23 protein-coding genes are annotated in these 24,450 nt (G+C 71.3%); 12 read left to right on the forward strand and 11 right to left on the reverse strand.

The window, feature by feature from the left end:
• Positions 1 to 38 precede the first annotated feature (38 nt).
• The 7 genes from Pen02_RS00385 (at position 39) to Pen02_RS00415 (ending at position 7,576) form a co-directional block, all read left to right on the forward strand.
• Positions 39 to 347 (forward strand): YbaB/EbfC family nucleoid-associated protein, encoded by a 309-nt coding sequence (locus Pen02_RS00385; RefSeq protein WP_239139934.1) that lies wholly within the window; start codon positions 39 to 41, stop codon positions 345 to 347.
• A gap of 11 nt (positions 348 to 358) precedes the next feature.
• On the forward strand, positions 359 to 952 hold the full coding sequence (recR, locus tag Pen02_RS00390) for a recombination mediator RecR (RefSeq protein WP_203863858.1): 594 nt from the start codon (positions 359 to 361) through the stop codon (positions 950 to 952).
• A 430-nt stretch (positions 953 to 1,382) separates the two neighbouring features.
• Positions 1,383 to 3,047, forward strand: a complete 1,665-nt coding sequence (locus Pen02_RS00395; protein WP_203863859.1) for an ABC transporter substrate-binding protein — start codon at positions 1,383 to 1,385, stop codon at positions 3,045 to 3,047.
• A gap of 114 nt (positions 3,048 to 3,161) precedes the next feature.
• A complete protein-coding gene (locus Pen02_RS00400) occupies positions 3,162 to 4,166 on the forward strand; it encodes an ABC transporter permease (protein ID WP_203863860.1) in 1,005 nt (334 codons plus the stop codon).
• Positions 4,167 to 4,224: 58 nt separating this feature from the next.
• Positions 4,225 to 5,202, forward strand: coding sequence for an ABC transporter permease (locus Pen02_RS00405; RefSeq protein WP_203863861.1), 978 nt, complete (start codon positions 4,225 to 4,227; stop codon positions 5,200 to 5,202).
• 6 nt (positions 5,203 to 5,208) lie between these two features.
• A complete protein-coding gene (locus Pen02_RS00410) occupies positions 5,209 to 6,372 on the forward strand; it encodes an ABC transporter ATP-binding protein (RefSeq protein ID WP_203863862.1) in 1,164 nt (387 codons plus the stop codon).
• Between the two features lie 73 nt (positions 6,373 to 6,445).
• Positions 6,446 to 7,576, forward strand: coding sequence for an ABC transporter ATP-binding protein (locus Pen02_RS00415; RefSeq protein ID WP_443678471.1), 1,131 nt, complete (start codon positions 6,446 to 6,448; stop codon positions 7,574 to 7,576).
• A 55-nt stretch (positions 7,577 to 7,631) separates the two neighbouring features.
• On the opposite strand, the gene Pen02_RS00420 is transcribed toward Pen02_RS00415, so the two are convergent.
• From Pen02_RS00420 to Pen02_RS00435, 4 genes are all read right to left on the reverse strand, one after another.
• Positions 7,632 to 8,501, reverse strand: a complete 870-nt coding sequence (locus tag Pen02_RS00420) for an SRPBCC family protein (protein ID WP_203863863.1) — start codon at positions 8,499 to 8,501, stop codon at positions 7,632 to 7,634.
• Positions 8,498 to 9,052 carry a winged helix-turn-helix domain-containing protein gene (locus tag Pen02_RS00425; RefSeq protein WP_203863864.1) on the reverse strand — a complete coding sequence of 185 codons (555 nt, stop codon included), beginning with the start codon at positions 9,050 to 9,052 and terminating at the stop codon, positions 8,498 to 8,500. Before Pen02_RS00425 ends, Pen02_RS00420 begins: the two co-directional genes overlap by 4 nt.
• Before the next feature lie 101 nt (positions 9,053 to 9,153).
• The gene (locus tag Pen02_RS00430) at positions 9,154 to 9,522 is read right to left on the reverse strand and encodes a hypothetical protein (protein ID WP_372445545.1); all 369 of its coding nucleotides are present in this window, start codon (positions 9,520 to 9,522) and stop codon (positions 9,154 to 9,156) included.
• Positions 9,417 to 10,007: an HNH endonuclease family protein gene (locus Pen02_RS00435; RefSeq protein WP_372445546.1), complete on the reverse strand. Its 591-nt coding sequence runs from the start codon at positions 10,005 to 10,007 to the stop codon at positions 9,417 to 9,419. The genes Pen02_RS00430 and Pen02_RS00435 overlap by 106 nt, the downstream gene beginning before the upstream one ends.
• Before the next feature lie 182 nt (positions 10,008 to 10,189).
• On the opposite strand from Pen02_RS00435, the gene Pen02_RS00440 reads away from it, so the two are divergent.
• Complete coding sequence (locus Pen02_RS00440; RefSeq protein ID WP_203864288.1) at positions 10,190 to 11,677, forward strand: MFS transporter; 1,488 nt, start codon at positions 10,190 to 10,192, stop codon at positions 11,675 to 11,677.
• A 124-nt stretch (positions 11,678 to 11,801) separates the two neighbouring features.
• Here the strand turns inward: Pen02_RS00440 and leuA are convergent, their stop codons facing one another.
• From leuA to Pen02_RS00455, 3 genes are all read right to left on the reverse strand, one after another.
• A complete protein-coding gene (gene leuA / locus Pen02_RS00445; protein WP_203863866.1) occupies positions 11,802 to 13,556 on the reverse strand; it encodes a 2-isopropylmalate synthase in 1,755 nt (584 codons plus the stop codon).
• Between the two features lie 349 nt (positions 13,557 to 13,905).
• Positions 13,906 to 14,451, reverse strand: a complete 546-nt coding sequence (locus tag Pen02_RS00450; protein ID WP_203863867.1) for a nitroreductase family protein — start codon at positions 14,449 to 14,451, stop codon at positions 13,906 to 13,908.
• Positions 14,452 to 14,536: 85 nt separating this feature from the next.
• A complete protein-coding gene (locus Pen02_RS00455; RefSeq protein ID WP_203863868.1) occupies positions 14,537 to 15,676 on the reverse strand; it encodes a hypothetical protein in 1,140 nt (379 codons plus the stop codon).
• Between the two features lie 215 nt (positions 15,677 to 15,891).
• Here Pen02_RS00455 and Pen02_RS00460 point away from each other — a divergent pair, with 215 nt between their 5' ends.
• Positions 15,892 to 17,157, forward strand: coding sequence for an aspartate kinase (locus Pen02_RS00460; protein WP_203863869.1), 1,266 nt, complete (start codon positions 15,892 to 15,894; stop codon positions 17,155 to 17,157).
• A gap of 6 nt (positions 17,158 to 17,163) precedes the next feature.
• The gene (locus Pen02_RS00465; RefSeq protein WP_203863870.1) at positions 17,164 to 18,228 is read left to right on the forward strand and encodes an aspartate-semialdehyde dehydrogenase; all 1,065 of its coding nucleotides are present in this window, start codon (positions 17,164 to 17,166) and stop codon (positions 18,226 to 18,228) included.
• Positions 18,229 to 18,432: 204 nt separating this feature from the next.
• On the opposite strand, the gene Pen02_RS00470 is transcribed toward Pen02_RS00465, so the two are convergent.
• The 3 genes from Pen02_RS00470 to Pen02_RS00480 all read right to left on the reverse strand — a co-directional run bounded on the left by Pen02_RS00470 (position 18,433) and on the right by Pen02_RS00480 (position 21,846).
• A complete protein-coding gene (locus Pen02_RS00470) occupies positions 18,433 to 19,863 on the reverse strand; it encodes a sensor domain-containing diguanylate cyclase (protein WP_203863871.1) in 1,431 nt (476 codons plus the stop codon).
• Positions 19,864 to 19,982: 119 nt separating this feature from the next.
• Positions 19,983 to 20,606 carry a DJ-1/PfpI family protein gene (locus Pen02_RS00475; protein WP_203863872.1) on the reverse strand — a complete coding sequence of 208 codons (624 nt, stop codon included), beginning with the start codon at positions 20,604 to 20,606 and terminating at the stop codon, positions 19,983 to 19,985.
• Between the two features lie 271 nt (positions 20,607 to 20,877).
• Positions 20,878 to 21,846: a GlxA family transcriptional regulator gene (locus Pen02_RS00480; RefSeq protein ID WP_239139850.1), complete on the reverse strand. Its 969-nt coding sequence runs from the start codon at positions 21,844 to 21,846 to the stop codon at positions 20,878 to 20,880.
• 315 nt (positions 21,847 to 22,161) lie between these two features.
• Between Pen02_RS00480 and Pen02_RS00485 the strand changes: the two genes are divergently transcribed.
• The gene (locus Pen02_RS00485) at positions 22,162 to 22,611 is read left to right on the forward strand and encodes a hypothetical protein (protein WP_203863873.1); all 450 of its coding nucleotides are present in this window, start codon (positions 22,162 to 22,164) and stop codon (positions 22,609 to 22,611) included.
• Positions 22,612 to 22,743: 132 nt separating this feature from the next.
• Here Pen02_RS00485 and Pen02_RS00490 read toward each other — a convergent pair whose 3' ends face one another.
• A complete protein-coding gene (locus Pen02_RS00490; protein ID WP_203863874.1) occupies positions 22,744 to 23,313 on the reverse strand; it encodes a hypothetical protein in 570 nt (189 codons plus the stop codon).
• Positions 23,314 to 23,685: 372 nt separating this feature from the next.
• Here Pen02_RS00490 and Pen02_RS00495 point away from each other — a divergent pair, with 372 nt between their 5' ends.
• The gene (locus Pen02_RS00495) at positions 23,686 to 24,168 is read left to right on the forward strand and encodes a GNAT family N-acetyltransferase (protein WP_203863875.1); all 483 of its coding nucleotides are present in this window, start codon (positions 23,686 to 23,688) and stop codon (positions 24,166 to 24,168) included.
• Positions 24,169 to 24,450: the final 282 nt, after the last annotated feature.

Raw genomic sequence — 24,450 nt, forward strand, 5'->3', positions numbered from 1 at the left:
ACCGAGGAGTCGCCGTGCGCCCGGGTGGACAGCCCAACCTGCAACAGATGATGAAGCAGGCGCAGAAGATGCAGCAGCAGCTCGCCGCCGCGCAGGCGGAGCTGGCCGAGGCGGAGCTGACCGGCACCGCCGGGGGCGGACTCGTCACCGTGACCATCTCCGGTGCCGGCGAGATCAAGGCTGTCAAGATCGACCCGAAGGCGGTCGACCCGGAGGACGTCGAGACCCTCGAAGATCTCGTACTCGCGGCCGTGCACAACGCCCACGACGAGGTGCGCAAGCTGACCGAGGAGAAGATGGGCCCGGTCACCGGCGGCATGGGCGGCCTCGGCCTGCCCGGTTTCTGAGCCACCCCGCGATGTACGAGGGTGCCATCCAGGATCTGATCGACGAGTTGGGCCGGCTCCCAGGAGTCGGCCCGAAGAGCGCCCAGCGGATCGCGTTCCACGTGCTCTCCGCAGACCCGGCCGACGTGACCCGGCTGGCCACCGCGCTGCGCCGGGTCAAGGAGCTGGTCCGGTTCTGCACCACCTGTTACAACGTCGCCGAGTCCGAGCAGTGCCGGGTCTGCCGTGACCCACGCCGCACCGAAGAGGTGCTCTGCGTGGTGGAGGAGCCCAAGGACGTGGTGGCGATCGAGCGGACCGGCGAGTTCCGGGGCCGCTACCACGTACTCGGCGGGGCGATCAACCCGCTGGAGGGCGTCGGCCCGGACAACCTGCGGATCCGGGAGCTGCTGGCCCGGCTCGGCACGGGTACGGTCCGCGAGCTGATCCTGGCCACCGATCCGAACACCGAGGGCGAGGCCACCGCCACCTACCTGGCGCTGATGGTCAAGCCGATGGGCATCTCGGTGACCCGGCTCGCCAGCGGTCTGCCGGTCGGCGGCGACCTGGAGTACGCCGACGAGATCACTCTCGGCCGCGCCTTCGAGGGCCGCCGGGCGGTCTGACCCGCTCCACGCAGTCGGGTCCCGGTCGACCACGAGTCCGCCGCCCCAGCGTGCGCCGCTGGACGCGGGTGGCGCGCCACGATTCTCGGCGGGTTGTGGCCGGGCACGCGCCACAACCCGCCAAGAACCGCGCCATGACCCGTCAAGAATCCGAGCCGGTTCGGAGCGGTCGGCAGCCTGGCGCGGGTCTGACATCGGTGGTGATCAACCCGCTGTGCGATGTAACAAATTCGCATAGTCAGATCCGGACAAACACCCTGATTGTTGACCATGCGCAACGCTCTGTCGCTGGTGCCATGACGGTAAAGACACGATCCGGTACCAACCCGTTCGTGGCCCGTTTCCGCCCGGTCCGCCCGGCGGCTAGTGTCTCGCCATCGGTGGCCCCCGTCACCGCGTTTGTCGTATCCACAGGACGAGGTGAAGCACCATGCGTGCACCAAGACCGAAGGTCGCCATCGCGGCCGTAGCGGTCGCGGCCCTCGCGGTAGCCGGCTGTGCCGAGAGCGACCGCGGCGATTCGGGCGCAAGCCAGAAGGACACACTGGTCTTCGGCGTGGCCGGCGACCCGAAGGTGCTCGACCCCAGCCTCGCCAGTGACGGCGAGTCGCTGCGGGTGGCCCGTCAGGTCTTCGAGACCCTGGTCCGCCCGGAGGAGGGCGGCACCAAGATCACGCCTGGTCTGGCCGAGAGCTGGACCCCGGACGCGACCGGCACCGTCTGGACCTTCAAGCTCAAGTCGGGCGTGAAGTTCCACGACGGTACGGACTTCAACGCCGAGGCGGTCTGCGCCAACTTCAACCGCTGGTTCAACGCCAAGGGTCTGATGCAGAGCCCGGACGTCACGCCGTACTGGCAGGACGTGATGGGTGGCTTCGCCGCCAACGAGCGGACCGACCTGCCGCCGAGCCTCTTCAAGTCCTGCGCCGCCAAGGACGCGACCACGGTAGACCTCGCCTTCACCCGCGTCTCCAGCAAGGTTCCGGCCGCGCTGATGCTGCCCTCGTTCTCCATCCACAGCCCGAAGGCGCTGGAGCAGTACCAGGCCAGCACCATCGGCGGTAGCGCCGACAACATCCAGTACCCGTCGTACGCGATGGAGCACCCGACCGGCACCGGGCCGTTCAAGTTCAAGTCCTGGGACGTCGCGAACAAGACGCTGACCCTGGAGCGGAACGAGGAGTACACCGGCGGCCCGAAGGCCAAGCTGAAGACCCTCATCTTCAAGACGATCTCGGACGAGAACGCCCGCAAGCAGGCGCTGCGCTCCGGCGACATCCAGGGGTACGACCTGGTCGGCCCGGCCGACGTCGAGCCGCTCAAGGGCGAGGGCTTCAACATGCTCACCCGCCCGGCGTTCAACATCCTCTACCTGGCGATCAACCAGAAGGGCAACCCGAAGCTGGCCGACCCCAAGGTCCGGCAGGCGATCGCGTACGCCCTGAACCGGCAGGCGCTGGTCGACTCGAAGCTGCCCCCGGGCGCGAAGGTCGCCACCCAGTTCATGCCGGACACGGTGGAGGGCTGGAACTCGAACGTCACCCAGTACAGCTACGACGTCAACAAGGCCAAGCAGCTCCTGGCCGAGGCGGGCGCCAGCAACCTGACGCTGCGCTTCCACTACCCGACCGAGGTCACCCGGCCGTACATGCCGAACCCGAAGGACCTCTTCGAGCTGCTCTCGGCCGACCTTCAGGCCGTCGGCATCAAGATCACGCCGATCCCGCTGAAGTGGACGCCGGACTACCTCAACGCCACCAGCACCGGCACCGAGCACGACCTGCACTTCCTGGGTTGGACCGGTGACTACGGCGACGGCTACAACTTCATCGGCACCATGTTCGACCGGCAGAAGCCGGAGTGGGGCTTCAACAACCCGGAGCTGTTCGAGCTGTTCAAGAAGGCCGACACCACCGCGGACGCCGCCGCCCGGTACGAGCTCTACAAGGAGCTCAACGCCAAGATCATGGAGTTCCTGCCGGGTGTGCCGATCTCGCACTCGCCGCCGGCGATCGTGTTCGGTAAGGACGTGACCGGCGTCAAGGCGAGCCCGCTCACCGACGAGCGGTTCGCCACCGCCGAGTTCAAGTCCTGACATAGAGAAAAGGGACCGCGGGCGGGCGCGCCCTGATCCCGGCCGGTAGACCCCGGCCGGAGATCAGCCCAGCGCCCGCCCGCGCGACCCTCCGCACCCCGCCAGAGGCCGCCCGTGTTCCGGTTCATCGTCAGACGCCTGTTGCAGCTGATACCCGCGCTCTTCGGGCTCTCCATCCTGTTGTTCATCTGGCTGCACCGGCTGCCCGGCGGTCCGGAGACCGCGATCCTGGGCGAGCGCGGCACCCCGGAGATGCGGGCCGCGATCCGCGAGAACCTCGGGTTGGACGAGCCGATCCTGGTGCAGTACGGCCGGTTCATGCAGCGCATGTTCCGGCTCGACCTGGGCACCTCGATCGCCACCAAGCGCGAGGTCACCACCGAGTTCCTGCAACGCTTCCCGGGTACCGTCGAGCTGGCCGCCACCGCGATGATCATCGCGATCCTGGTCGGCATCCCGCTCGGCTACCTCGCCGCCCGCCGTCGCGGCCGGCTCCTCGACCACGTCTCGGTCGCCGGATCGTTGATCGGTGTCTGCATCCCGGTCTTCTTCCTGGCGTACGTGCTGAAAGCGATCTTCGCGGAGAACCTGCACCTCTTCCCGGCCAGCGGCCGACAGGACCCGACGATCGAGGCCACCCGGATCACCAACTTCTTCGTCCTCGACGGACTGATGACCCGCGAGTGGGACGCCGCCGCCGACGCGCTCTGGCATCTCGTGCTCCCCGGTCTCGCCCTGGCCAGCATCCCGTTGGCGATCATCGTCCGGATCACCCGGGCGAGCGTGCTGGAGGTGCTCGGCGAGGACTTCGTCCGGACCGCCGAGGCCAAGGGCCTGACCGAGCGCGTCGTACGTCAGCGGCACGTGCTGCGTAACGCGATGCTGCCGGTGGCCACCACGATCGGCCTGCTCACCGGTGGTCTGCTCTCCGGTGCGGTGCTCACCGAGACGGTCTTCGCGTTCAGCGGCATCGGGGCGTTCATCGCCGACTCGATCAGCCAGCGGGACTACCCGGTGCTGATGGGCTTCATCATGATCATTGCGGTGGTCTTCGTACTGGTCAACCTGCTGGTCGACCTCTCGTACAGCCTGATCGACCCGAGGGTGAGGGTCCGATGAGGACGACAGAACGAGCGCTCCGGGGCAGCCCCGGCGGCGCGAACGGATGGTGGGCCCGATGACGATCACCGAACGGGCCCGGAAGAAGGCCGAGAAGCTCGACCGGCTCGGCGAACTCTCCGCCGCCCGCGACGAGGAGCGCGGCGTCAGCCTCTGGCAGGAGGCGTTCCGCCGGCTCCGGCGCAACCCGGCCGCCATCGTCGGCACCGTCGTACTCGGCCTCTTCCTGCTGGTCGCGATCGTCGGGCCGTTCTTCGTGCCGTACGCCCCGACCGACACGATCGGGATCCGGGAGGGACTGGTCAAGTCGGGCCAGGGCATCATCCCCGGCCCGTCCGGCGACCACTGGTTCGGCTTCGACCACCAGGGCCGGGACGAGTTCAGCCGGCTCGTCGTCGGCGCCCGGCAGACCCTGCTGGTCGGGGTGGTCTCCACCCTGATCGGTCTGGCGATCGGCGCGCTGGTCGGCGGTGTTGCCGGTGCCGCCGCCGGGCTCGGCGGCCGGTGGGGGCGCTGGATCGACACCGCGCTGATGCGGGTCGTCGACATGATGCTGGCGCTGCCGAGCCTGCTGCTGGCGGTCAGCATCGCCGCCCTGCTCGGGGCGAGCCTGACCACGGTGATGATCGCGGTCGGCGTGGTCTCGGTGCCGGTCTTCGCCCGACTGCTGCGCGGCTCGATGATCGCCCAGGCGAACAGCGACTACGTACTCGCCGCCACCTCGCTCGGGGTACGCCGATCGAAGATCGCCATCGGCCACGTACTGCCGAACTCGCTGGCCCCGGTCATCGTGCAGGCGACGCTGACCCTGGCCACCGCGATCATCGAGGCGGCGGCGCTCTCCTTCCTCGGTCTCGGCAACCCGGACACGGCGATTCCGGAGTGGGGCGTGATGCTCGCCGACGCGCAGCCGTACCTGGGCATCCGGCCGGCGCTGGCGATCTATCCGGCGGTGGCGATCATCATCACCGCGCTGGGCTTCACCCTGCTCGGTGAGGCGATGCGTGAGGCCCTCGACCCGAAGCTGCGGAAGTGATCTGTCATGGCACTGCTTGATGTGGAGGATCTCTCCGTCACGTTCCGCCAGCGCGGGAAGCGTACGGTGCGGGCGGTCGACGGCGTCTCGTTCTCGGTGGACGCGGGCGAGGTCGTCGGACTGGTCGGCGAGTCCGGTTGCGGCAAGAGCGTGACCTCGCTGGCGCTGATGGGGCTGCTGCCCCGGCAGCCCGGGATCGCCGTCGAGGGCCGGGCCGACTTCGACGGTACCGACCTGCTCCGGGTCGACCGGCGGACGATGCGGGACATCCGGGGCCGCGACGTCGCGATGATCTTCCAGGATCCGCTCTCCTCGCTGAACCCGGTCATCCCGATCGGCCGGCAGGTGACCGAGGTGCTGGCCCGGCACCGGGGACTGAGCGGCGACGCCGCCCGCAAGGAGGCCGCCGAACTGCTCGACCGGGTCGGCATCCCGGACCCGAACCGGCGGCTCAAGGAATATCCGCACCAGCTCTCCGGCGGGATGCGGCAGCGGGCGCTGATCGCGATCGCGGTGGCCTGCCGACCCCGGCTGCTGATCGCCGACGAGCCCACCACGGCACTGGACGTGACCATCCAGGCGCAGATCCTGGAACTGCTCAAGGACCTGGTACGCGACTCCGGTACCGCGCTGGTGATGATCACCCACGATCTGGGTGTGGTCGCCGGCATGTGCGACACCGTCAACGTGCTGTACGCCGGCCGGGTGGTGGAGACCGCCCGGCGCAAGCCGCTGTTCGCCGAGCCGAGGCACCCGTACACGGTGGGGTTGCTCGGGTCGATTCCCCGGCTGGACGCGGGCCGGGGCGAACGGCTCTCCCCGATTCGCGGCTCGGTCCGGGACGTGCTGCCCTGGGCCGACGGGTGCGCGTTCGCGCCGCGCTGCGACCGGCAGGTGGACGCCTGCCTGGGCCAGCCGCCGCAGCTCGCGCTGACCCACACCGACCGGACGTACCGGTGCGTCAACCCGGTGCCGCCGGCCGGCTCGCCCGCGCCCGCGTCGCCGACGGCGGCGGAGCCGGCGGCCGAAGGGATCGTGCCGGCGCAGGCGACGGCGGCCGAGGACGCACCGGCAGCGGTTGAGGACGCGCCCGCACCGGCCGAGGACGCGCCGGCACCGGTGGCGGAGCGGGCGACGCCGCCCGCCCCGCGCGAGGAGGAGTCGGCATGACCGGGCGGAGCGAGGGCGTCGGGAGACGCGGTACGCCAGGTCGTGGCGGCGACGAACGAAGCGAGGAGCGGCCGTGACCGACGTCGAGGAGTCCGGCGCGACCGGGCAGTCCGGGAACCTGGTCGAGGTCCGGGACCTGAAGGTGCACTTCCCGATCACCCGGGGAGTGCTCTTCGACCGGGTCGTCGGGCACGTCAAGGCGGTGGACGGGGTCGACCTGACCATCCCGCGCGGCAAGACGTACGGGCTGGTCGGCGAGTCCGGCTGTGGGAAGTCGACGCTCGGCCGGGCACTGCTCCAGTTGACCCCGCCGACCGGCGGCCAGGTGAACTTCGACGGCGTCGAGCTGACCAAGCTGCCGCCGAACCGGCTCCGGTCGATGCGCCGCCGGATGCAGATGATCTTCCAGGACCCGATGTCCAGCCTGGACCCCCGGCAGAACGTCGAGTCGATCCTGGTCGAGGGCTTGCAGGCACACGGGATCGGCGCCGACCGGACGGCCCGGCGGGACATCATCACCAAGACCCTGGACGCGGTCGGGCTGCCCAAGTGGGCGCTGTCCCGCTACCCGCACGAGTTCTCCGGCGGGCAGCGGCAGCGGATCGGCATCGCCCGCGCCCTGGTGCTCGGCCCCGAGCTGATCGTGGCCGACGAGCCGGTCTCCGCCCTGGACGTCTCGATCCAGGCCCAGGTGGTGAACCTGCTCGACGAACTCCAGGACGAGTTGGGGCTCACCTACCTGGTGATCGCGCACGACCTGGCCGTGGTGCGGCACATCTCCGACGTGGTCGGCGTGATGTACCTCGGCGCGCTGGTCGAGGAGGCGCCGAGCGACCGGCTCTACCGGGAGCCGCTGCACCCGTACACCCGGGCGCTGATGTCGGCGGTGCCGGTGCCGGACCCGGAGGTGGAGGACCGCCGGGAGCGGATCCTGCTCGCCGGTGACCTGCCCTCGCCGGCCAACCCGCCGGCCGGCTGCCGGTTCCACACCCGCTGCCCGTGGGCGCAGCCGACCCGGTGCGCCGACGAGCGGCCGGTGCTGCGCCAGATCGGCGAGAGCCGGGTGGCCTGCCACTGGGCGGAGCAGATCAACAGCGGCGAGATCCGACCGCACAAGGTGACCGCGCAGATCGTCCGGCCGGAGGACGAGGGCGAGACGCCCGGCGTCGTCTCCGCACCGAGCGAGCCCGGCTCGTTCGTCTGACGCCACGACGCCCGGCCCGGGAAGATGATCCGGGCCGGGCGTACGGGCGTGGGGGTCAGCCTTCGGCGTGGGCCTCGGCGGGTACGTTCTCGGTCGGGTCGTAGAGCCAGATCGGACGCCAGTCGGTCAGCTCGTGATAGCGGCGCAGCTCGGCGAGCCCGCTGAGCCACCCGGTCCAGCCCGCGTACGGCGGCTGGTCGAAGCCGCTCTGCATGAAGGAGAGCTTCGTCTTGCCGCCACTGGCCTCCAGTTCCCAGCTCACCACCCCGATCGGACCCCAGTCGACCGACATCGCCTTGCCGGGGGTCAGGTCGAGCACCTTGGCCGGGTTCGGGTTGTTCTCGAAACCGCCCATCGCGTACCGGCCGCCGACGACGGGCTCGATCCCGATCGGGTAGCCGAACCACTCGGTGGCCTTGGCCGAGTCGGTAAGCGACTCGTAGAGCGCCTCGGGAACGGCGTCGATGACGATCTCCTCGCGGAACGTCGTCGAGGTGAAGTCGGTCCTCGGGGTGAGTGGCCGACCCTCGACGTGGTCGACGAGGTTGGCGATCGCCAGCGACCAGTACGTCTGGAGCACGCCTCGGACGCTCCCGCTGAACACGTCCTCGACGCTCCAGTGGGTCTGGGCGAGCGCGATGATCGTGGACTCGGCGCTCTCCTCGGTGAGGGTGATCTCGGTGGTGGTCTCCTCGCCGTCGAGCAGCCAGGTGAACCGCAGGGTGTGGTCGTCGGCGGCCAGCAGGCGCTGGTGTGGCGCGTCGCCCTCCGGTGTGTACCTGCCCCAGAACTCGTACCGGTCCGGCAGTTCGACCTCGGCGTGCTCGGCGAGCCAGCCGCGCAGCTCGGCGGCGTCGGTCAGGGCGTGCCAGACGACCTTGACCGGTGCGGCGGCCCGGGCGCGGAGGGTCAGTGGTGCGGTCATTTCGTGCCTCCATGGGGATAGCAGGCGACGGCGAGCTTGAAGGCGTCGCCTTCGGCTCCGCCGTAGCGGGTGAACAGCTCTTGCAGTGCGGTCTGTAGGTCGGTCAGGAACTGTTGGCGCTGCTCGGCCGGCACCCGGATCTCGCCGGAGACGCCGATCGACGGCAGTTCGGGGGCGGCCCGGTCGAGGGCGGCGATGTCGGCCTGGACCTCCTCCATCAGGTTGAGCAGGTAGCCGAGGCTCATCTCGTCCTGCGCCTTGCGCAGTCCGAGCCGGCCGACGAGCCGGGGGGAGAGCCAGTACGACCGGGCGCTCGCCTGGTAGATGCCCTCGGTGATGCCGCGGACCTTGCGTTCGGAGACCTGGTCGACGAGGCCCGCCTCGACCAGGCGCTTGACGTGGTAGTAGACCCGTTGCGGGGTCTGGCCGAGCTGGGTCGCCACCTCGGTGCAGGTGTGCGGCTCGGCGAGTTGCCGCAGCACCTCGATGCGCTGCGGCTTGAGCAGGGTCTCGGCCTGCTCGATCTGCTCCAGGTACATCACGTCTCTCATGGCAAAAACCATCCTGTACGTAAAACAAAATTTTGTCAATCGGGCGTGCGAAAGTTCGTGGTCGAGCGGATGTGCGGAAGCGCGTGGTGGAGCGGGAGGTCTCAGCCCTCGGGGCGGTCCAGCAGGCCGACCGCGATGGTGTGCACGGCGGCCAGGTCGGCCGGATCGGCCAACGCCGCCCGGCCGCCGGTGACGGAATACCACTCGGCGGCGTCCTTGTACTGCACCCGGAGTACGGCCTGCCCGCCGTCCAGCTCGGTGCGCAGGGTCAGCTCCCCGGTGATCACCCCGACGTCGTCGGTCATCACCCCACCCGGGCCGGCGGTGATGTCGGTGCTCTGCGCGGCGGTTCCCGTCTCGCCCATCAGCAGCTCCCCAGCATGTCGTCGAGCGCGGCCTTCTCGGCGGAGGTCACCGACAGCCGCCAGTGGTGCTTGACCGCGATCCAGTCCTCCGCGTACTGGCACCAGTCGTCCCGGTTCGACGGCTTCCACTGGGACGGGTCCTGGTCGCCCTTTGCCCGGTTCGAACTCGCCGAAACCGCCACGAGCTGCGGCCGGTCCAGGTCGTTGGCGAAGTCGCCCCGCTTGTCGTCGTCCCACTCGTCGGCACCCGACCGCCAGGCGTTGGCCAGCGGCACCATGTGGTCGATGTCCACGTCCGAAGGATCGGCGAGGGTGCGCTTGTCGTACCGGCTGGACCAGCGACCCCCGACCACGTTGCAGCCGGAGAGCTTGATCCCGGTGCCGTCCCGCTGAAGCACGGTGTCCCGGACGTCGCAGTTCTTGCCGGCGTTGCGCCAGTGCGGGAAGCGGTCCCGGCTGTAGCCCCGCATCGAACCGGCGCTGGCCACCGAGAGCTGGTCGAGCTGGGCCTGGGTGTCGGCCGGCTGCCCGGACGGCTCAGGCGCCGGGCCCTGCACCGGAGTGCAGGCGGCGGCGCCGACGGCGAGCAGGCCGAAGAGCACGGCGGCTGTTCCCGACCGTGCTAGTGATCTGGTACGGATGAACGGCACGCTTCCAGCTCGCGAGATGTGGACCGGTCCGGGCAACCGGTGGCGGTTCCGGCGTTTCGCGGCATCTTACGGCAAGGGCAGGGCAGATTGACACCGTGAGTGATTCGTCAGCACCCTTGCGGATGTCCAGCACCGCCGGCCGGGGCACCCTGCTCGCCGCGGTCGTCGCCTCCGGGATGGTCTTCCTGGACGCCACGGTGGTCAACGTCGCCCTGCCGCACCTCGGCTCGGAACTGCGGGCCAGTACCGCCGGACTACAGTGGACGCTCAACGGCTACCTGCTCACCCTGGCCGCCTTCGTGCTGCTCGGCGGGGCCCTCGGTGACCGGCTCGGGCGCCGGAAGGTCTTCCTCGCCGGGGTGGTGGCGTTCACCGCCGCCTCCGTACTCTGCGGCGCGGCGCAGAGCATCGAATGGCTGATCACGGCCCGGTTCCTCCAGGGGCTCGGCGGCGCGCTGCTCACCCCCGGATCGCTGGCCCTGCTCCAGTCGAGCTTCCATCCGGACGAGCGGGGTCGGGTGATCGGCGCCTGGTCCGGGCTGGCCGGCGTGTCGACCGCGCTCGGCCCGTTCCTCGGCGGCTGGCTGATCGACGCGCTCTCCTGGCGGGCCATCTTCTTCCTCAACCTGCCGCTCGCGGTGATCGTGATCGTCGCCGCGCTGCGCTGGACCCCGGAGAGCCGGTCCGACGGCGCGGCCGGCAGGCGGTTCGACGTGGCCGGCTCGCTGCTCGGGGCGCTCGGCCTGGCCGGCGTGACCTACGCGTTGATCGAGGCGCAGCAGTTCGGACCCGGCTCCGGGCAGGTGGTCGGCGCCGCCGTACTCGGGGTGGCCGCCGCCGTCGGCTTCGTACTGCTCGAACGGCACCGGGGCGAACGGGCGATGCTCCCGCCGACCCTCTTCGGCGCCCGGCTCTTCGGCGTGCTCAACGTCTTCACCGTACTGGTCTACGCCGCGTTCGGCGGGTTCACCTTCTTCTTCTCCGTCTACCTCCAGAACGCCGTCGGCTACTCCGCGTTCGAAACCGGCCTGGCCACCCTGCCGATGACCATCCTGCTGCTGGTCGGCTCGGCCCGGTCCGGCGCACTCGCCTCCCGGATCGGGCCACGCCCGCAGCTCACCGTCGGCCCCGTGATCGCCGCCGCCGGGCTGTTCCTGCTGCACGGGGTGAGCCGGGGCGACTCGTACTGGGTCGACGTCCTGCCCGGGATCACCCTCTTCGGGCTCGGCCTGACCCTGGTGGTGGCCCCACTCACCGCCTCGGTGCTGGCCGCCGCCCCGGACCGGCTCGCCGGAGCGGCCAGCGGATTCAACAACGCCGCCTCCCGGGTCGGCGGACTGCTCGCCGTCTCCGCACTGCCGCTGGTGGTCGGGCTCTCCGGCGGCGGCTACGCGAACTCCGGCCAACTCACCCCGGCGTACCGGCAGGCGGTGCTGATCAGTGCCGGGCTGATGCTGCTCGGCGCACTGCTCGCCCTCGTCCTGGTGCACCGGCCGGAGCGGGAACCGAAGAAGTCCCGACCCTGCCCGGCCCTGCCGCCGCCCCCGACCCACCTGCACGAACCGGACCAGGGTGCGGACCGGTCGGCGGCGGAACGGCGCCGCTCGTAGCGGTGCCGACAGGCGGTGCCCAGCCTTGTGGGGCGGGCACGTCGGGTGGCGGCGATGCCTGTCGTGCGGGCCGGCCGGGGTGACCGGTCCGACCCGCACGGGTGTCAGGGCAGGAGCGGCGGGCTCAGCGCAGGGCGCGGTTGACGGCGCTGGTCACCGCGCGGACGGACGCGGTGACGATGTTGGCGTCGAGACCGACACCCCAGACCGTCCGACCGTCGACCTCGCACTCCACGTACGCGGCGGCCTGCGCGTCGCCGCCCGAGGACATCGCGTGCTCGTGGTAGTCGAGCACCCGTACCCGGACGTCCAGCGCCTGCAACGCGTTCACGTACGCGTCGATCGGGCCGTTGCCGGTCGCCGACAGCGCGCGACGGCCGGCGCCGAACCGGGCGTCCGCCTCGATCTCGACCTTGCCGTCCACGCTGCCGATGGAGTAGTTCTCCACCTGGACCACCGGCTCCCGCTGCTGGTCGACCAGGTATTCCTCGGCGAAGAGCTGCCACATCCGGGCCGGCTCCACCTCGCCGCCGTCGTCGTCGGTGACCCGCTGCACGACACCGGAGAACTCGATCTGCAACCGGCGGGGCAGGTCCAGGTGGTGCTCCGTCTTCATCACGTACGCCACGCCGCCCTTGCCGGACTGCGAGTTGACCCGGATCACCGCCTCGTAGGTGCGGCCCAGGTCCTTCGGGTCGATCGGCAGGTAGGGCACCGCCCAGTCGAAGTCGTCGATCGGTACCCCGGCCGCCTGCGCGTCGGTGGTCAGCGCGTCGAAGCCCTTGTTGATCGCGTCCTGGTGCGAGCCGGAGAAGGCGGTGTAGACCAGGTCACCCGCGTACGGGTGCCGCTCGTGCACCGGCAGTTGGTTGCAGTATTCGACCGCGCGCTTGATCTCGTCGATGTTGGAGAAGTCGATCTCCGGGTCGACACCCTGGGAGAAGAGGTTCAGCCCCAGCGTGACCAGGTCGACGTTGCCGGTGCGCTCGCCGTTGCCGAACAGGCAGCCCTCGATCCGGTCGGCCCCGGCCAGTACGCCCAGCTCGGCGGCGGCGACCCCGGTACCCCGGTCGTTGTGCGGGTGCAGCGAGAGGATCACGCTCTCCCGGCGGGGCAGGTGCCGGTGCATCCACTCGATCGAGTCGGCGTAGACGTTCGGGGTGGCCATCTCGACGGTCGCCGGCAGGTTGATGATCAGCGGCCGGTCCGGGGTCGGGTCGATCACCTCGATCACCGCGGCGCAGACCTCCAGCGCGTAGTCGAGTTCCGTCCCGGTGTACGACTCCGGCGAGTACTCGTAGAAGACGTCGGTGTCCTGGGCGTGGATCTCGTGGTATTTCTGGCACAGCCGGGCGCCGGAGGTGGCGATGTCGGTGATCCCGGCCTTGTCCAGGCCGAAGACCACCCGGCGCTGCAACGTCGAGGTCGAGTTGTAGAAGTGCACGATCGCGCGCTTCGCACCCCGGATCGCCTGGAAGGTGCGGTCGATCAGGTGCTCCCGGCACTGGGTCAGCACCTGGATGGTGACGTCGTCCGGGATCAGGTCCTGCTCGATGAGCTGGCGTACGAAGTCGAAGTCGGTCTGGCTGGCGGACGGGAAGCCGACCTCGATCTCCTTGTAGCCCATCTGCACCAGGAGCTGGAACATCCGCCGCTTGCGCTCCGGCGACATGGGGTCGATCAGCGCCTGGTTGCCGTCGCGTAGGTCGACCGCGCACCACCGGGGCGCCGTCTCGATGCGTCGGGTCGGCCACTGCCGGTCCGGCAGGTCGACCGCGAACTGCTGGTGGTAGGGCTGGTAGCGCTGGAACGGCATGCGGCTGGGCCGCTGACGGGCTATCGGATCACCGTCGGTGGTGGTGCCGGCAGGTTGTGCCATGGCGAGAAGCTCCCGTGGTCATGTGGCGGAAAGCGCCGTAGGTCAGATCGAGGTGTCGGATCTTCGCGTCGGATCCGGGCGCTTCGGCGCGGAGCCGGATCGTGGAGAAGAGGCTGGCCGCAACGGGGAACGGCCGGAATGCAGGACGGCGCGCTTCAACTCCGCGACGAGGTGCCGGCCTGGGGAGCCTCGTCGCGGCAGCGAAGGAGCAGGGCCTGCCACATGACAAAGTCACCTTAAGTGCTCGGTGCGCGATCGGGTAAGCGTAGTCCGCAATCTGGGAACCGCCCAGGTGGCGGCGGGTTTCCGCGCGTCGGTCCGGAATCCGGTGCGGCACCGGGTCGGCGACTCAGCGCAGCATCAGCTCGGCCACCGGGCGGCGCTGCCGCAGGCCGATCTCGCGGGCCCGCAGGTCCTCGGGAAGGGAGAACGGGTCGCCGAGCCGGCCCACCGCGACCACCACGTGCGGGCGTACCTCGGGCGAGAGTTCCAGGTCGGTACGGAGCCCGGCCGCGTCGAACGCGGAGATCTGCCGTACGTAGAGGCGCAGCGCGGTCGCCTGCACCGTCAGGTGCGCCACCGCCTGACCCAGGTCGTACGCGGCGTGCGGCAGCGGGCCACCGGTCGGGCCGGTGGTGGCGTGCGCGCCGAGCAGCAGCGCGGAGGCGTGGCCGGCCCACCGCTGGTTGGCGGCGGAGAGGTTGGTCAGGATCCGCTTGAACGCCTCGTCGTCGCGTCGGCCCACCAGGAAGCGCCAGGGCTGGGTGTTGTCGGCGGAGGGGGCCCAGCGGGCCGCTTCGAGCAGCGAGGCGACCTCGGCGTCGGTGAGGTCGGCGACCGGGTCGAAGGCGTGCGGGCTCCACCGGGTCGCCAGTATCGGAGAGAGCTGGGCCATGGTGCCGAGTGTGCCGTATCGGCCACTCTGTCCCCGAGCCGGGGTCACCAGAAGTGACCGAGCGCACCCACAACGTGAGTGGAGATCAACCGCCGGTACCCCCGGGAGAGGTCTCCGCCCCGCCGTCCGAGGACGAGTCGTCGGAGGACGAGCTGTCGGTGGAACCGCCGCCGGTCTGCTCGCCGCCGCCGGGCTGGCCGTCGTCGGTGGACCCGCCCGGCGGGCCGGCGATCCGCAGCGGCTCCCGGACGACGACCGGACCGGGCAGCGCGACGGTGGCCGGCGCGGCGGCGGGCGTACCGGCCAGGGTCAGGGTGCCGGCGGGCAGCCGGGCGGCGGTCAGGGTGCCGTCGGCGGCGAAGCAGTAGATGCCGGGATCGAGCGGCGGGCCGACCGAGGCCGAGGTCGACTCGACCGCGAAGCACGAGCCCTGGGCACCGGGCAACTCGGCCGTGGCGACCGAGAGCGGGGCCCGCCGGTCCGTCAGCACCTCCGGCCAGTCGGTGAACGGGTGCCGCATCCGGGGGTCGATGCCCGGGTCGAGCGGCTGGCCGGGGTCGGCCACCCGTACGCAGCCGGCCGACTCCGGGTACCCGGCCGAGGGCAGCGCGCACTGGAAGAGCCCGGCGCCGTTCTGCACCAGCGAGACGTCGGCGGTACCGCCGAGCGCGCCGGCCGGAATGTCCACCCGCCAGGAACGGTCCGCCGCCCGGAACACCGAGATCGACCGGTTCGGCTGGCCGGACACCGTCAACGTGTAGACGGCCGTCATCTGCCGGTCCTGCGCGGCGGCGGCCAGCGCCGCGAGTTGCTCCCGGGGTTGGGTCGGCTTGGTCGTCGCCGGGGCGGGCGTGGTGGCCGCCGGTGCCGGGTCGTCCGCGCCGCAGCCGGCCAGCAGCGCCGGCCCGGCCAGCAGCAGCACGCCGACCAGCGGGCCGAGGCCGGCCCGGCGCGGGCGGACGTCCTCCCGGCGCTGCGGCGACGGGTTGCCGACAGACGACCGTCGACCGGCGGACGGCGGTGCGGCGGCGTTTCCGGCCGCCGGGATGGCAACCTGGTGCCGTGCGGCGGCGTTTCGGTCGGAGCGGACCGAAAACTGGTGCGGTGTGGCGGGAGTCCGGGTCGTGAGGATGCCGGTCCAGCGTGGCGCGGCGGCGGCCCGGGTCGGGAGGATCACGGTCCGGTCCCGGTCGGCGCCGGGCAGAGGGGCTACGCCGGGATGCACCCCGCCATTCTCGGGGTACGCCGTCGGAACGGGCGGTCAGTCCAGCTACCCTCGCGTGTCGTCGATCGGTCGGATGGTGGGAACGCCTGGTCGGGGCGACGACGGTGGCCGGTACCCTGAGGTTGTCTCACACGGCGCCGCCGGTCTCGACCCGGCGGCGTCGGCACGCTCAGGCCGGTGCGCCTCGCCCGGACCAGGGGAAGGAGTGCACCGTCGTGGCACTGATAGTGCAGAAGTACGGCGGATCTTCGGTCGCCGACGCCGAGCGGATCAAGCGGGTGGCGGAGCGGATCGTCGCCGCGCGAAAGGCCGGCGACGACGTCGTCGTCGTGGTGAGCGCGATGGGCGACACCACCGACGAACTGCTCGACCTGGCCAACCAGGTCAGCCCGCTGCCGCCCGGCCGCGAACTCGACATGCTGCTCACCGCCGGTGAGCGCATCTCGATGGCGCTGGTCGCGATGGCGATCCACAACCTCGGCTACGAGGCGCGGTCCTACACCGGGTCGCAGGCGGGCGTGCTCACCACCTCGGTGCACGGCCGGGCCCGGATCATCGACGTCACGCCCGGCCGGCTGCGGGCGGCGCTGAACGAGGGTGCCGTGGTGATCGTCGCCGGCTTCCAGGGCGTCTCCCAGGACACCAAGGACATCACCACGCTGGGCCGGGGTGGCTCGGACACCACGGCGGTGGCCCTGGCGGCGGCCCTCGGCGCGGACGTCTGCGAGATCTACACGGACGTCGACGGCGTCTTCACCGCCGACCCGCGGATCGTGCCGAACGCCCGGCACATCAGGACCATCACCTACGAGGAGATGTTGGAGCTGGCGGCGTGCGGCGCGAAGGTACTGCACCTGCGGAGCGTGGAGTACGCCCGAAGGGCCGGGTTGCCGATCCGCGTACGTTCGTCATACTCGACCAACACCGGCACGATGGTGACCGGATCGACGGAGGACCTACCCGTGGAGCAAGCACTTATCACCGGGGTCGCGCACGACCGGAGTGAGGCGAAGATCACGGCGGTCGGCGTACCGGACGAGCCGGGCGCGGCGGCGCGGATCTTCGAGACGGTGGCCGCGGCCGAGATCAACCTCGACATGATCGTGCAGAACGTCTCCACCGAGGGCACCGGTCGGACGGACATCTCCTTCACCCTGCCCAAGACCGACGGGCCGACCGCGATGGCGGCGCTGAGCAAGGTCCAGGAGCAGGTCAAGTTCAAGGGCCTGCTCTACGACGACCACGTCGGCAAGGTGTCGCTGATCGGCGCCGGAATGCGTTCGCACCCGGGCGTGGCGGCCAGCTTCTTCGCGGCGCTGGGCGAGGCCGGGGTGAACATCGAGATGATCTCGACCTCCGAGATCCGGGTCTCCGTCGTCTGCCGGGACACCGACCTCGACATCGCGGTCCGGGCCGTGCACGAAGCCTTCGACCTGGGCGGCAGCGAGGAAGCGGTGGTCTACGCCGGGACCGGGAGGTAGTCCGGGATGGGCACGCTCCCCACGCTCGCGGTGGTCGGGGCGACCGGCGCGGTCGGCACCGTCATGTGCGACCTGCTCTCCGCCCGGAAGAACGTCTGGGGTGAGATCCGGCTGATCGCCTCGGCGCGCTCGGCCGGGCAGACCCGGATGTGCCGGGGCGAGGAGTTGACCGTCCAGGCGTTGAGCGCCGAGGCGTTCGACGGCGTGGACGTGGCCATGTTCGACGTACCGGACGAGGTCTCCGCGCAGTGGGCGCCGGTCGCGGTCTCCCGGGGCGCCGTGGCGGTGGACAACTCCGCCGCGTTCCGTGCCGACCGGGACGTGCCGCTGGTGGTGCCGGAGATCAACCCCGAGCAGGTACGCAACCGGCCCAAGGGCATCATCGCGAACGCCAACTGCACCACGCTGACGATGATCATCGCGGTCGCGCCGCTGCACCGCGAGTACGGCCTCCGGGAGCTGGTGCTCTCGTCGTACCAGGCGGTGTCGGGGACGGGGCAGGTCGGGGTGGACACCCTGCACGACCAGCTCTCCAAGATCGCTGGTGACCGGGTGCTCGGCTCTCGGCCCGGCAACGTGCGGCAGGCGGTCGGCGACGACCTCGGCCCGTTCCCGGCGCCGATGGCGCTGAACGTGGTCCCCTGGGCCGGGTCGCTGCGGGACGGCGGCTGGTCGTCCGAGGAGCTGAAGCTGCGCAACGAGTCGCGCAAGATCCTCGGCCTGCCGGACCTGAAGGTCTCCGCGACCTGCGTACGGGTGCCGGTGGTGACCGGGCACTCGGTCGCCGTACATGCGGTCTTCGGCACCGAGGTCGACGCCGAGGGAGCCCGGGAGGCGTTGCGCAACGCGCCCGGGGTGATCCTGGTCGACGACCCGGCGGCGGGCGAGTTCCCGATGCCGATCGACGCGGTCGGCACCGACCCGTCCTGGGTCGGCCGGATCCGCCGCTCGATCGACGACCCGCGTGCTCTGGACCTCTTCGTGACCGGCGACAACCTGCGCAAGGGCGCCGCGCTGAACACCGCGCAGATCGCGGAACTGCTCGCCGCCGAGTTCCTCGCCGCCCGCTGACCGCCGCCCCCGCGCCGGGCCGTGTTGCCCCCGGGTCGCTGTCCGCGCGCGTCGCTGCCCTGGGCGAGATCGTGCTACTTCGCTGCCCGGGGGCAAGATCGTGCTGGTTCCCCGCGGGAGTGGCCTCGACCCGTCGTCCAGGCCACTCTTTCCAGGAGCGAGCGCGATCTTGCCTGGCGGCGCGGGGCGGGGCGGGGCGGCGGGTCAGTCGGCGGCGAGGCGTACGCCGTCGCGGCCGTCGCGCTTGACGAGGTAGAGCGCGTCGTCGGCCCGGTGCAGGGTCGAGTCGGGTGACTCGCCGTCCTGCTGCACGGCGACGCCGATGCTGACCGTACGGCCGGTGCGGCGGGCCGCCTCCACCAGGCGCTGGGCGATGCCGACCGCCTCCTCGGGGCGGAGCACCTCGACCACGGCCACGAACTCGTCACCGCCGATCCGGTACAGCTCGTCGCCGTGCCGCAGCGCACCCTGGAGAGCCCGGGCGAGATCGACGAGCACCCGGTCGCCGGCCTGGTGGCCGTAGGTGTCGTTGACCGTCTTGAAGTCGTCGACGTCGACGGCGAGCAGGGCAGTCCGGCCCGGGTTCGACTCGGCGATCCGTTCCCCGAACGACCCCTGGTGGCGCAGCCCGGTCAGCGGGTCGGAACTGGCCCGCTCGCGTAACTGCGCCAGCCCGCGCAGCCGTTCGAGGCAGATCCACGACTGGGCGGCGAGCAGCTCGATCAGGTTGACGGTGGTCGGGTCGGGGCGCAGCGTACGGGTGTCGCCGACCAGGAGTACACCGCAGAACTCGGTCGGGCCGAGCGGCACCGAGATCAGGGTGCGTACCCCGGCGGCGATCAGCACGTCCTGGTCGGCCGTTGTCGGGTGGTGCCCCTCGCCGAGGGTGTAGGAGGCGCCGTACCGGTGCGCCTGCCCCCGGAGCCGTTCCAGCACCGGACGGCCGGCACCCGCCAACGCGGCGTGCACCCGCGACTCCAACCCGTCCGGTACGAGGCTCGGGGTGGCCACCCGTGGCCCGGTCGGCCCGTCCAGGACGAAGACCGCCGAGGCGAGCCCGGAGACGTCCCGGGCGGCGGAGACGGCGGCGGTCATCAGCTCCGACTCGGTGGCGGCGGAGGTCAGCGCGGAGGCGTGCCGGAGCAGCTTCTCGCTCCGCGTCTCGGCCGGCGGCCCGCCGAGCTGCCCGATCCGGATGCCGAGCAGCGAGGCGACCCGCTCGACGGTCTGCCGCCAGGCGTCCAGGTCGATCTCGGCGGTCGGCCACTCCAGGTCGAGTACGCCGATCGGCTGCCCCGCCCGGTCGAGGATCGGGGCACAGATCTCGGCCCGGACATCCGGGCGCAACGCTACGTAGTCGGGCTCGTTCGTCACCTCCGGCACCGTTTCGGTCTTGCCGGAGGCGTAGACCCGGCCGACCGTTCCCGCGCCGGCCGGTACCGAGGCGAAGACCTGCCACGATCCGGTCGCGGCGACACAGCGGAGCCGGTCGCGTACCCACAGCAGCACGGCGATCCGGCCGGGGGTGTGCCGGCCCAGCGTGGCCACCGTCACCTGGCCGGCCTCCACGGCGGTGGACGCCGTGGAGAGCCGGGTGGTCACGTCGCGGACAACGCGGGAGTGGTCGAGGGACACCGTTTCCGATCCGGGGTGCAGGGGTGGGAGGGGCCGGACCAAGATTACTCAGGGTGCTGAGAATCTGCTGGGCACGAGTGACCCCCGCCTCCCCGGGACCGCTTGCCCGGACTGTCCGGTCAGGTGATCAACGCCAGGGCGGCCTGCCGGAGCGGGGCCGGGGCGTTCGCCGGGGAGCCGGCGTCGAACGGCGGCTTCGGGTCGTACTCGATGGCGAGCTGGACGCTGTGCGCGGTCGGCACGTCGGTCGCCTCGGCGAGCAGGGTCAGCGCCATGTCGATGCCGGCCGAGACGCCGGCCGCCGTGATCACCTTGCCGTCCCGGACCACCCGCTCCCGGACCGGCTCGGCGTCGAAGGCCGTCAACTGGTCGAGCCAGGCCCAGTGGCTGGTCGCCCGTCGCCCGGTCAGCAGCCCGGCCGCGCCGAGCAGGAACGAGCCGGCGCAGACCGAGGTCGTCCAGCGGGTGTACTGGTGCGCGAGGGCGATCCAGCCGACCAGCGCGGCGTCGGCGAGCGCCTTCCGGGTGCCGGGCCCACCCGGGACGACGATCACGTCCGGGCGGGACAGTTCGGCGAAGCTGGCGGTGGCGGTCAGCGCCAGGCTGCCCCGGTCGTCGACCATCGGTCCGGGCTCGGCGGCGACCAGGGTCACCGTGACGCCGGGCGCGAAGGCCAGCACCGTGTACGGCCCGACGACGTCGAGAGCGGTGTACTGCGGGTAGAGCGGGATGGCGACATGCATGATCGGTTTCTCCTTCTTCGGAGTTCGGAAGTGCTTCCGGTCGTGGTTGGTGGTGTTTCCGGTCGTGCTGTGCGGTGTGTTCGGGCGCGCGCCGCAGGTGTGTTCGGGCGCGCGGGATCGACCGGTCGGGGCGGCTGCGTCCGACCGTTTTCGGGCGTGCGGGGTCGGCTCCGGGGTCACCGACCGTTTTCAGGTGTGCGGGGTCGGCTCCGGGGCCACCGGAGTGCCGGTGGGCGTCGGAGGTGCGGTGGGCGTACCCGGTGGGTTGGGGTCAGGTCTGTTTCGACCGGAACCGGCGGCGGTAGTCGCCGGGCGCGGTCCGCCAGTGCCGGCGGAAGACGCGGTAGAGGGTTTCGGCGGCGCCGAGCCCCGACTCCCGGGCCACCCGGTCCAGCGGATGGCCGGTCCGTTCGAGCAGCCGGCGGGCGGCGTCCGCCCGGCTGCGCTCGACGTACCGACCGGGAGAGACGCCGGTCTGCTCGGTGAAGAGCCGGGAGAAGTGCCGTTCGCTCATCCCGGCCCGGCGGGCCAGCGCCGGCACGCTCAGGTCCTCGGTCGGGTTGCCGTCGATGAAGGTCTGGAGTTCCCGCAGCGGTTCGTTGCGCGGCACGGCGGTCCGCATCGGGGTGCTGAACTGGCTCTGCCCGCCGGGCCGGTGCAGATAGACCACCAGCCCACGGGCGACGTGCCGGGCGATCTCGTGGCCGTGGTCCTCGGCCACCAGCGCGAGGGCGAGGTCGATGCCGGCGGTGACCCCGGCCGAGGTCCAGACGTTGCCGTCGCGGATGTAGATGCGGTCGGCGTCCACCTCGACCGCCGGATAGCGGTCGCCGAGTTCCTGGGCGGTCAGCCAGTGCGTGGTGGCCCGCCGGCCGTCGAGCAGCCCGGCCTCGGCGAGCAGCAGTGCGCCGTTGCAGACCGAGCTGACCCGGTCGGCGATGCCGGCCAACCGGGAGATGCCGCTGACCAGTTCCCCGTCGGCGACGTGCGCCGGTACGGCGAGACCGCCCACCACGACCAGCGTGTCGATCGGGCCGGTGACCTGGTGGAGCGCCAGCGGCACCAGCGTGGCGACCCCGTTTCCGGCCGTCACCGGGCCGGGGCGTACCGCCGCGACGTCAAGCCGGTAACCACGGCTCTCGCCGACGATCAGGCTCGCCAGCGCGAACACGTCGGCCGGGCCGGTGAGGTCGAGGTTCTGGAAGCCCTCGAAGGTAACTGCCACCACCCGTCGTCGCATGTATTCATGCTGCTCGCGGCGGGGTTGTGGCGTCAATGACGCAGGTATTGCAGATTACGCCACGGCCGCCGGACGGCCCCGATGCCTTACGCTACGGCCGCCGGACGGCCGTCGACGCCGGGTTCGTCTCGGGGCGGCGTCCGCACGTGGACGGCGGTCGGGGCGGCCCGGCGGTCGGTCAATACGCCGGGCCGGACCGGGTACGCCGGTCGGCGCTTGGCTAGGATCGGCCACAGTCTTTGTGATCATGGACGCTCGGCGAGCACTGACGCCTCGTGATCATGGAACGGGAAGTCGGAGGACGGAGAGCCCGACATGGCACGGTTGCCCGACGAGGTGGTGGCCGCGATCGGCCGGATCACGATCGCTGCCGGCGACCTGGAACTCATCCTGGCCTGGATCGGCGCCGACCAGGCCGGCGGCAACGCGTTCGAGGTACTCGCCAGACCCGGCGAGCCGGTACGCGCCGCCCGGGGCTCGGTCGAGTTCGCCACCCCGGAATACCGCCAGGCGTACCTGCCGGTGGTCGAGATCGCGGCGAAACTGCTCGCCAAGCGGCACGCGGTCGTCTCCGCGATGTGGGTCAGCGAGGCCCCCGACGAGTCCGTACAGCGCTGGGAACTGTTCGACGACAAGACCTACGTACGCCAGCTCGTCGACCCGCGCGCCCTGGACGAACTGTCCCGGCAGCTCCTGGAGGCCCGGAACCGGCTGGTGGCGATCGTGACCGCCCAGCTCAACAACGACCCGGTCCCGGCACCCTGAGACCGGCCCGGCGACGGGTCCGGTTCGGCCATCCGCGCCCAAGCCGTCCGGGAACGCTCCGCGCACGCCGCGCTGACAACGGCACGGTCGGCCCGGTCAACACGGTCGGCCCGGTCAACACGGTCGGCCCGGTCAACTGGACGGGCACGCCTCCTTGGCGTCGCGCTCGAACTCGGCCCGGGTCATGATCTCCTGCTTCCGGTGGCTGACCGGAGCCAGCACGTGCTCGCCGTCCAGCTTCGCGAAGGCGTCCGTGTCGAACCGGACCGGGTGGGCGTCCCGGCGGCCGTACGCGGAGATGCCGTACCAGATCCCGGGTTCGATCCGGCCCAGGGTGGACTCGTCGACGATCCAGCCGGCGGGCGGGTCGGCGTCGAGCAACGGGATCTCGTTGACCGGCTGGGCCCGGTCGGTGTGCAGCGACCACTGCGGGGAACCGGTGGTGCTGGCGCCCGACGGGCCGGCGCTCGGGCCGCCGGGGGTGGCGGTTGTCGCGCTCCGGGTCGGGCGCGGACTGGCGGAGGCCATCGTCGAGTCCTCGCGTACGTGGATCGACGCGGGGCCCGAGTCGCAGCCGACCAGCAGGACGGTCGGTTCGCCGTCGCGGATCGCCAGCGCGGCCAGCGGCTCGTCCGCCGGCGTGCAGCCGGTGAGGACCGTCAGAGCCAGTGGCAGCAGCAGTGCCGTCCGGAGGATACGCATGGTTCCACGGTGACCGGCGACGATCACCGTTCAGGCTCGGCACGGCCACGATCGACCGACGGCCGACCCGTAGGCGATGCGGAGGGCCGGCGCCCGCCGCTGCCCTGCATGATCGTGCGACGGCTGATCCGTGGGCGATGCGGCGGGTCGGCGCCCGTCGCTGCCCTGGATGATCGTGCGACGGCTGATCCGTGGGCGATGCGGAGGGCTGGCGCCCGCTGCTGCCCCGGATGATCGTGCCCGGACGGGCGGGAGCGGAATCTCCTTGACCGGCTGGCGATGATGACCTGGTGGCTGTGCTGTACCGACGTTGCCCCAGTGCCACACTTCGACCGGCCGGGCCACGGCAGCCCTGTGGAGGAGGAGTTGCGGGTGGCTGATGTCCGGACCGAGACGGTGGGACCCGACGACTGGAGGTCGTGGCGGGACGTGCGGCTGCGCTCCCTCCAGCACGATCCGGAGGCGTTCGGCTCCACGCACGAACACGAGGCGGCGTTCACCGAGCAGACCTGGCGGTCTCGGCTCGACGGCACGGGTGGGCCGTCCGTGCTCGCGTACGCCGGGGACGAGCCGGTCGGGATCGGTGCCGGCTGGCTCCACGAGCCGGGCCGGCTGATGGTGGTGGCGATGTGGACGGAGCCGGACCGGCGCGGCCAGGGCATCGGCCGGCGGGTACTCGACCACGTGGTCGGCTGGGCCCACGATCGAGGGCTGTCGGTCGACCTCTGGGTGGCCGACGGCAATCCCGACGCCCGCCGGCTCTACGAGCGGTACGGCTTCCGCCCCGACGGCGGGACCGCGCCGATCAGGGAAGGTGCCGACGCCACCATGAGCCACCTGGTGCTGCCCGGCTGACCGCCCCGGGGCGGACGCGAAACGTGCCGGCCGTTCACCGCTGCTCCTCGTCGGGCCGGTGGCCCCGGTTGAAGGGGATCCGGTGGCGTATCCGACAGGGCAGGTCAGCGCCGCAGCGGCAGATCCGCCGCCAGCTCCGCCACGACCAGACGGGGCGGTGCCGGCGGGCGGGCGTCGCCGCGACCGCGAAGACGTACGCGTCGTACGAGATCCGCCGATGATGACGGCTCAGGCGGCCGTGGCTCTGATGGTCTGTACACGATGGACGCCGTGCGAAATTCC

Source organism: Plantactinospora endophytica (assembly GCF_016862915.1).
GTDB classification, from domain to species: Bacteria; Actinomycetota; Actinomycetes; order Mycobacteriales; family Micromonosporaceae; genus Plantactinospora; species Plantactinospora endophytica.

Coding starts and splice junctions, on each gene's coding strand:
- recR (WP_203863858.1), top strand. CDS start 359: ATGTACGAGGGTGCCATCCAGGATCTGATCGACGAGTTGGGCCGGCTC.
- Pen02_RS00395 (WP_203863859.1), top strand. CDS start 1,383: ATGCGTGCACCAAGACCGAAGGTCGCCATCGCGGCCGTAGCGGTCGCG.
- Pen02_RS00405 (WP_203863861.1), top strand. CDS start 4,225: ATGACGATCACCGAACGGGCCCGGAAGAAGGCCGAGAAGCTCGACCGG.
- Pen02_RS00410 (WP_203863862.1), top strand. CDS start 5,209: ATGGCACTGCTTGATGTGGAGGATCTCTCCGTCACGTTCCGCCAGCGC.
- Pen02_RS00420 (WP_203863863.1), bottom strand. CDS start 8,501: ATGACCGCACCACTGACCCTCCGCGCCCGGGCCGCCGCACCGGTCAAG.
- Pen02_RS00425 (WP_203863864.1), bottom strand. CDS start 9,052: ATGAGAGACGTGATGTACCTGGAGCAGATCGAGCAGGCCGAGACCCTG.
- Pen02_RS00440 (WP_203864288.1), top strand. CDS start 10,190: ATGTCCAGCACCGCCGGCCGGGGCACCCTGCTCGCCGCGGTCGTCGCC.
- leuA (WP_203863866.1), bottom strand. CDS start 13,556: ATGGCACAACCTGCCGGCACCACCACCGACGGTGATCCGATAGCCCGT.
- Pen02_RS00450 (WP_203863867.1), bottom strand. CDS start 14,451: ATGGCCCAGCTCTCTCCGATACTGGCGACCCGGTGGAGCCCGCACGCC.
- Pen02_RS00465 (WP_203863870.1), top strand. CDS start 17,164: ATGGGCACGCTCCCCACGCTCGCGGTGGTCGGGGCGACCGGCGCGGTC.
- Pen02_RS00475 (WP_203863872.1), bottom strand. CDS start 20,606: ATGCATGTCGCCATCCCGCTCTACCCGCAGTACACCGCTCTCGACGTC.
- Pen02_RS00480 (WP_239139850.1), bottom strand. CDS start 21,846: ATGCGACGACGGGTGGTGGCAGTTACCTTCGAGGGCTTCCAGAACCTC.
- Pen02_RS00485 (WP_203863873.1), top strand. CDS start 22,162: ATGGCACGGTTGCCCGACGAGGTGGTGGCCGCGATCGGCCGGATCACG.
- Pen02_RS00490 (WP_203863874.1), bottom strand. CDS start 23,313: ATGCGTATCCTCCGGACGGCACTGCTGCTGCCACTGGCTCTGACGGTC.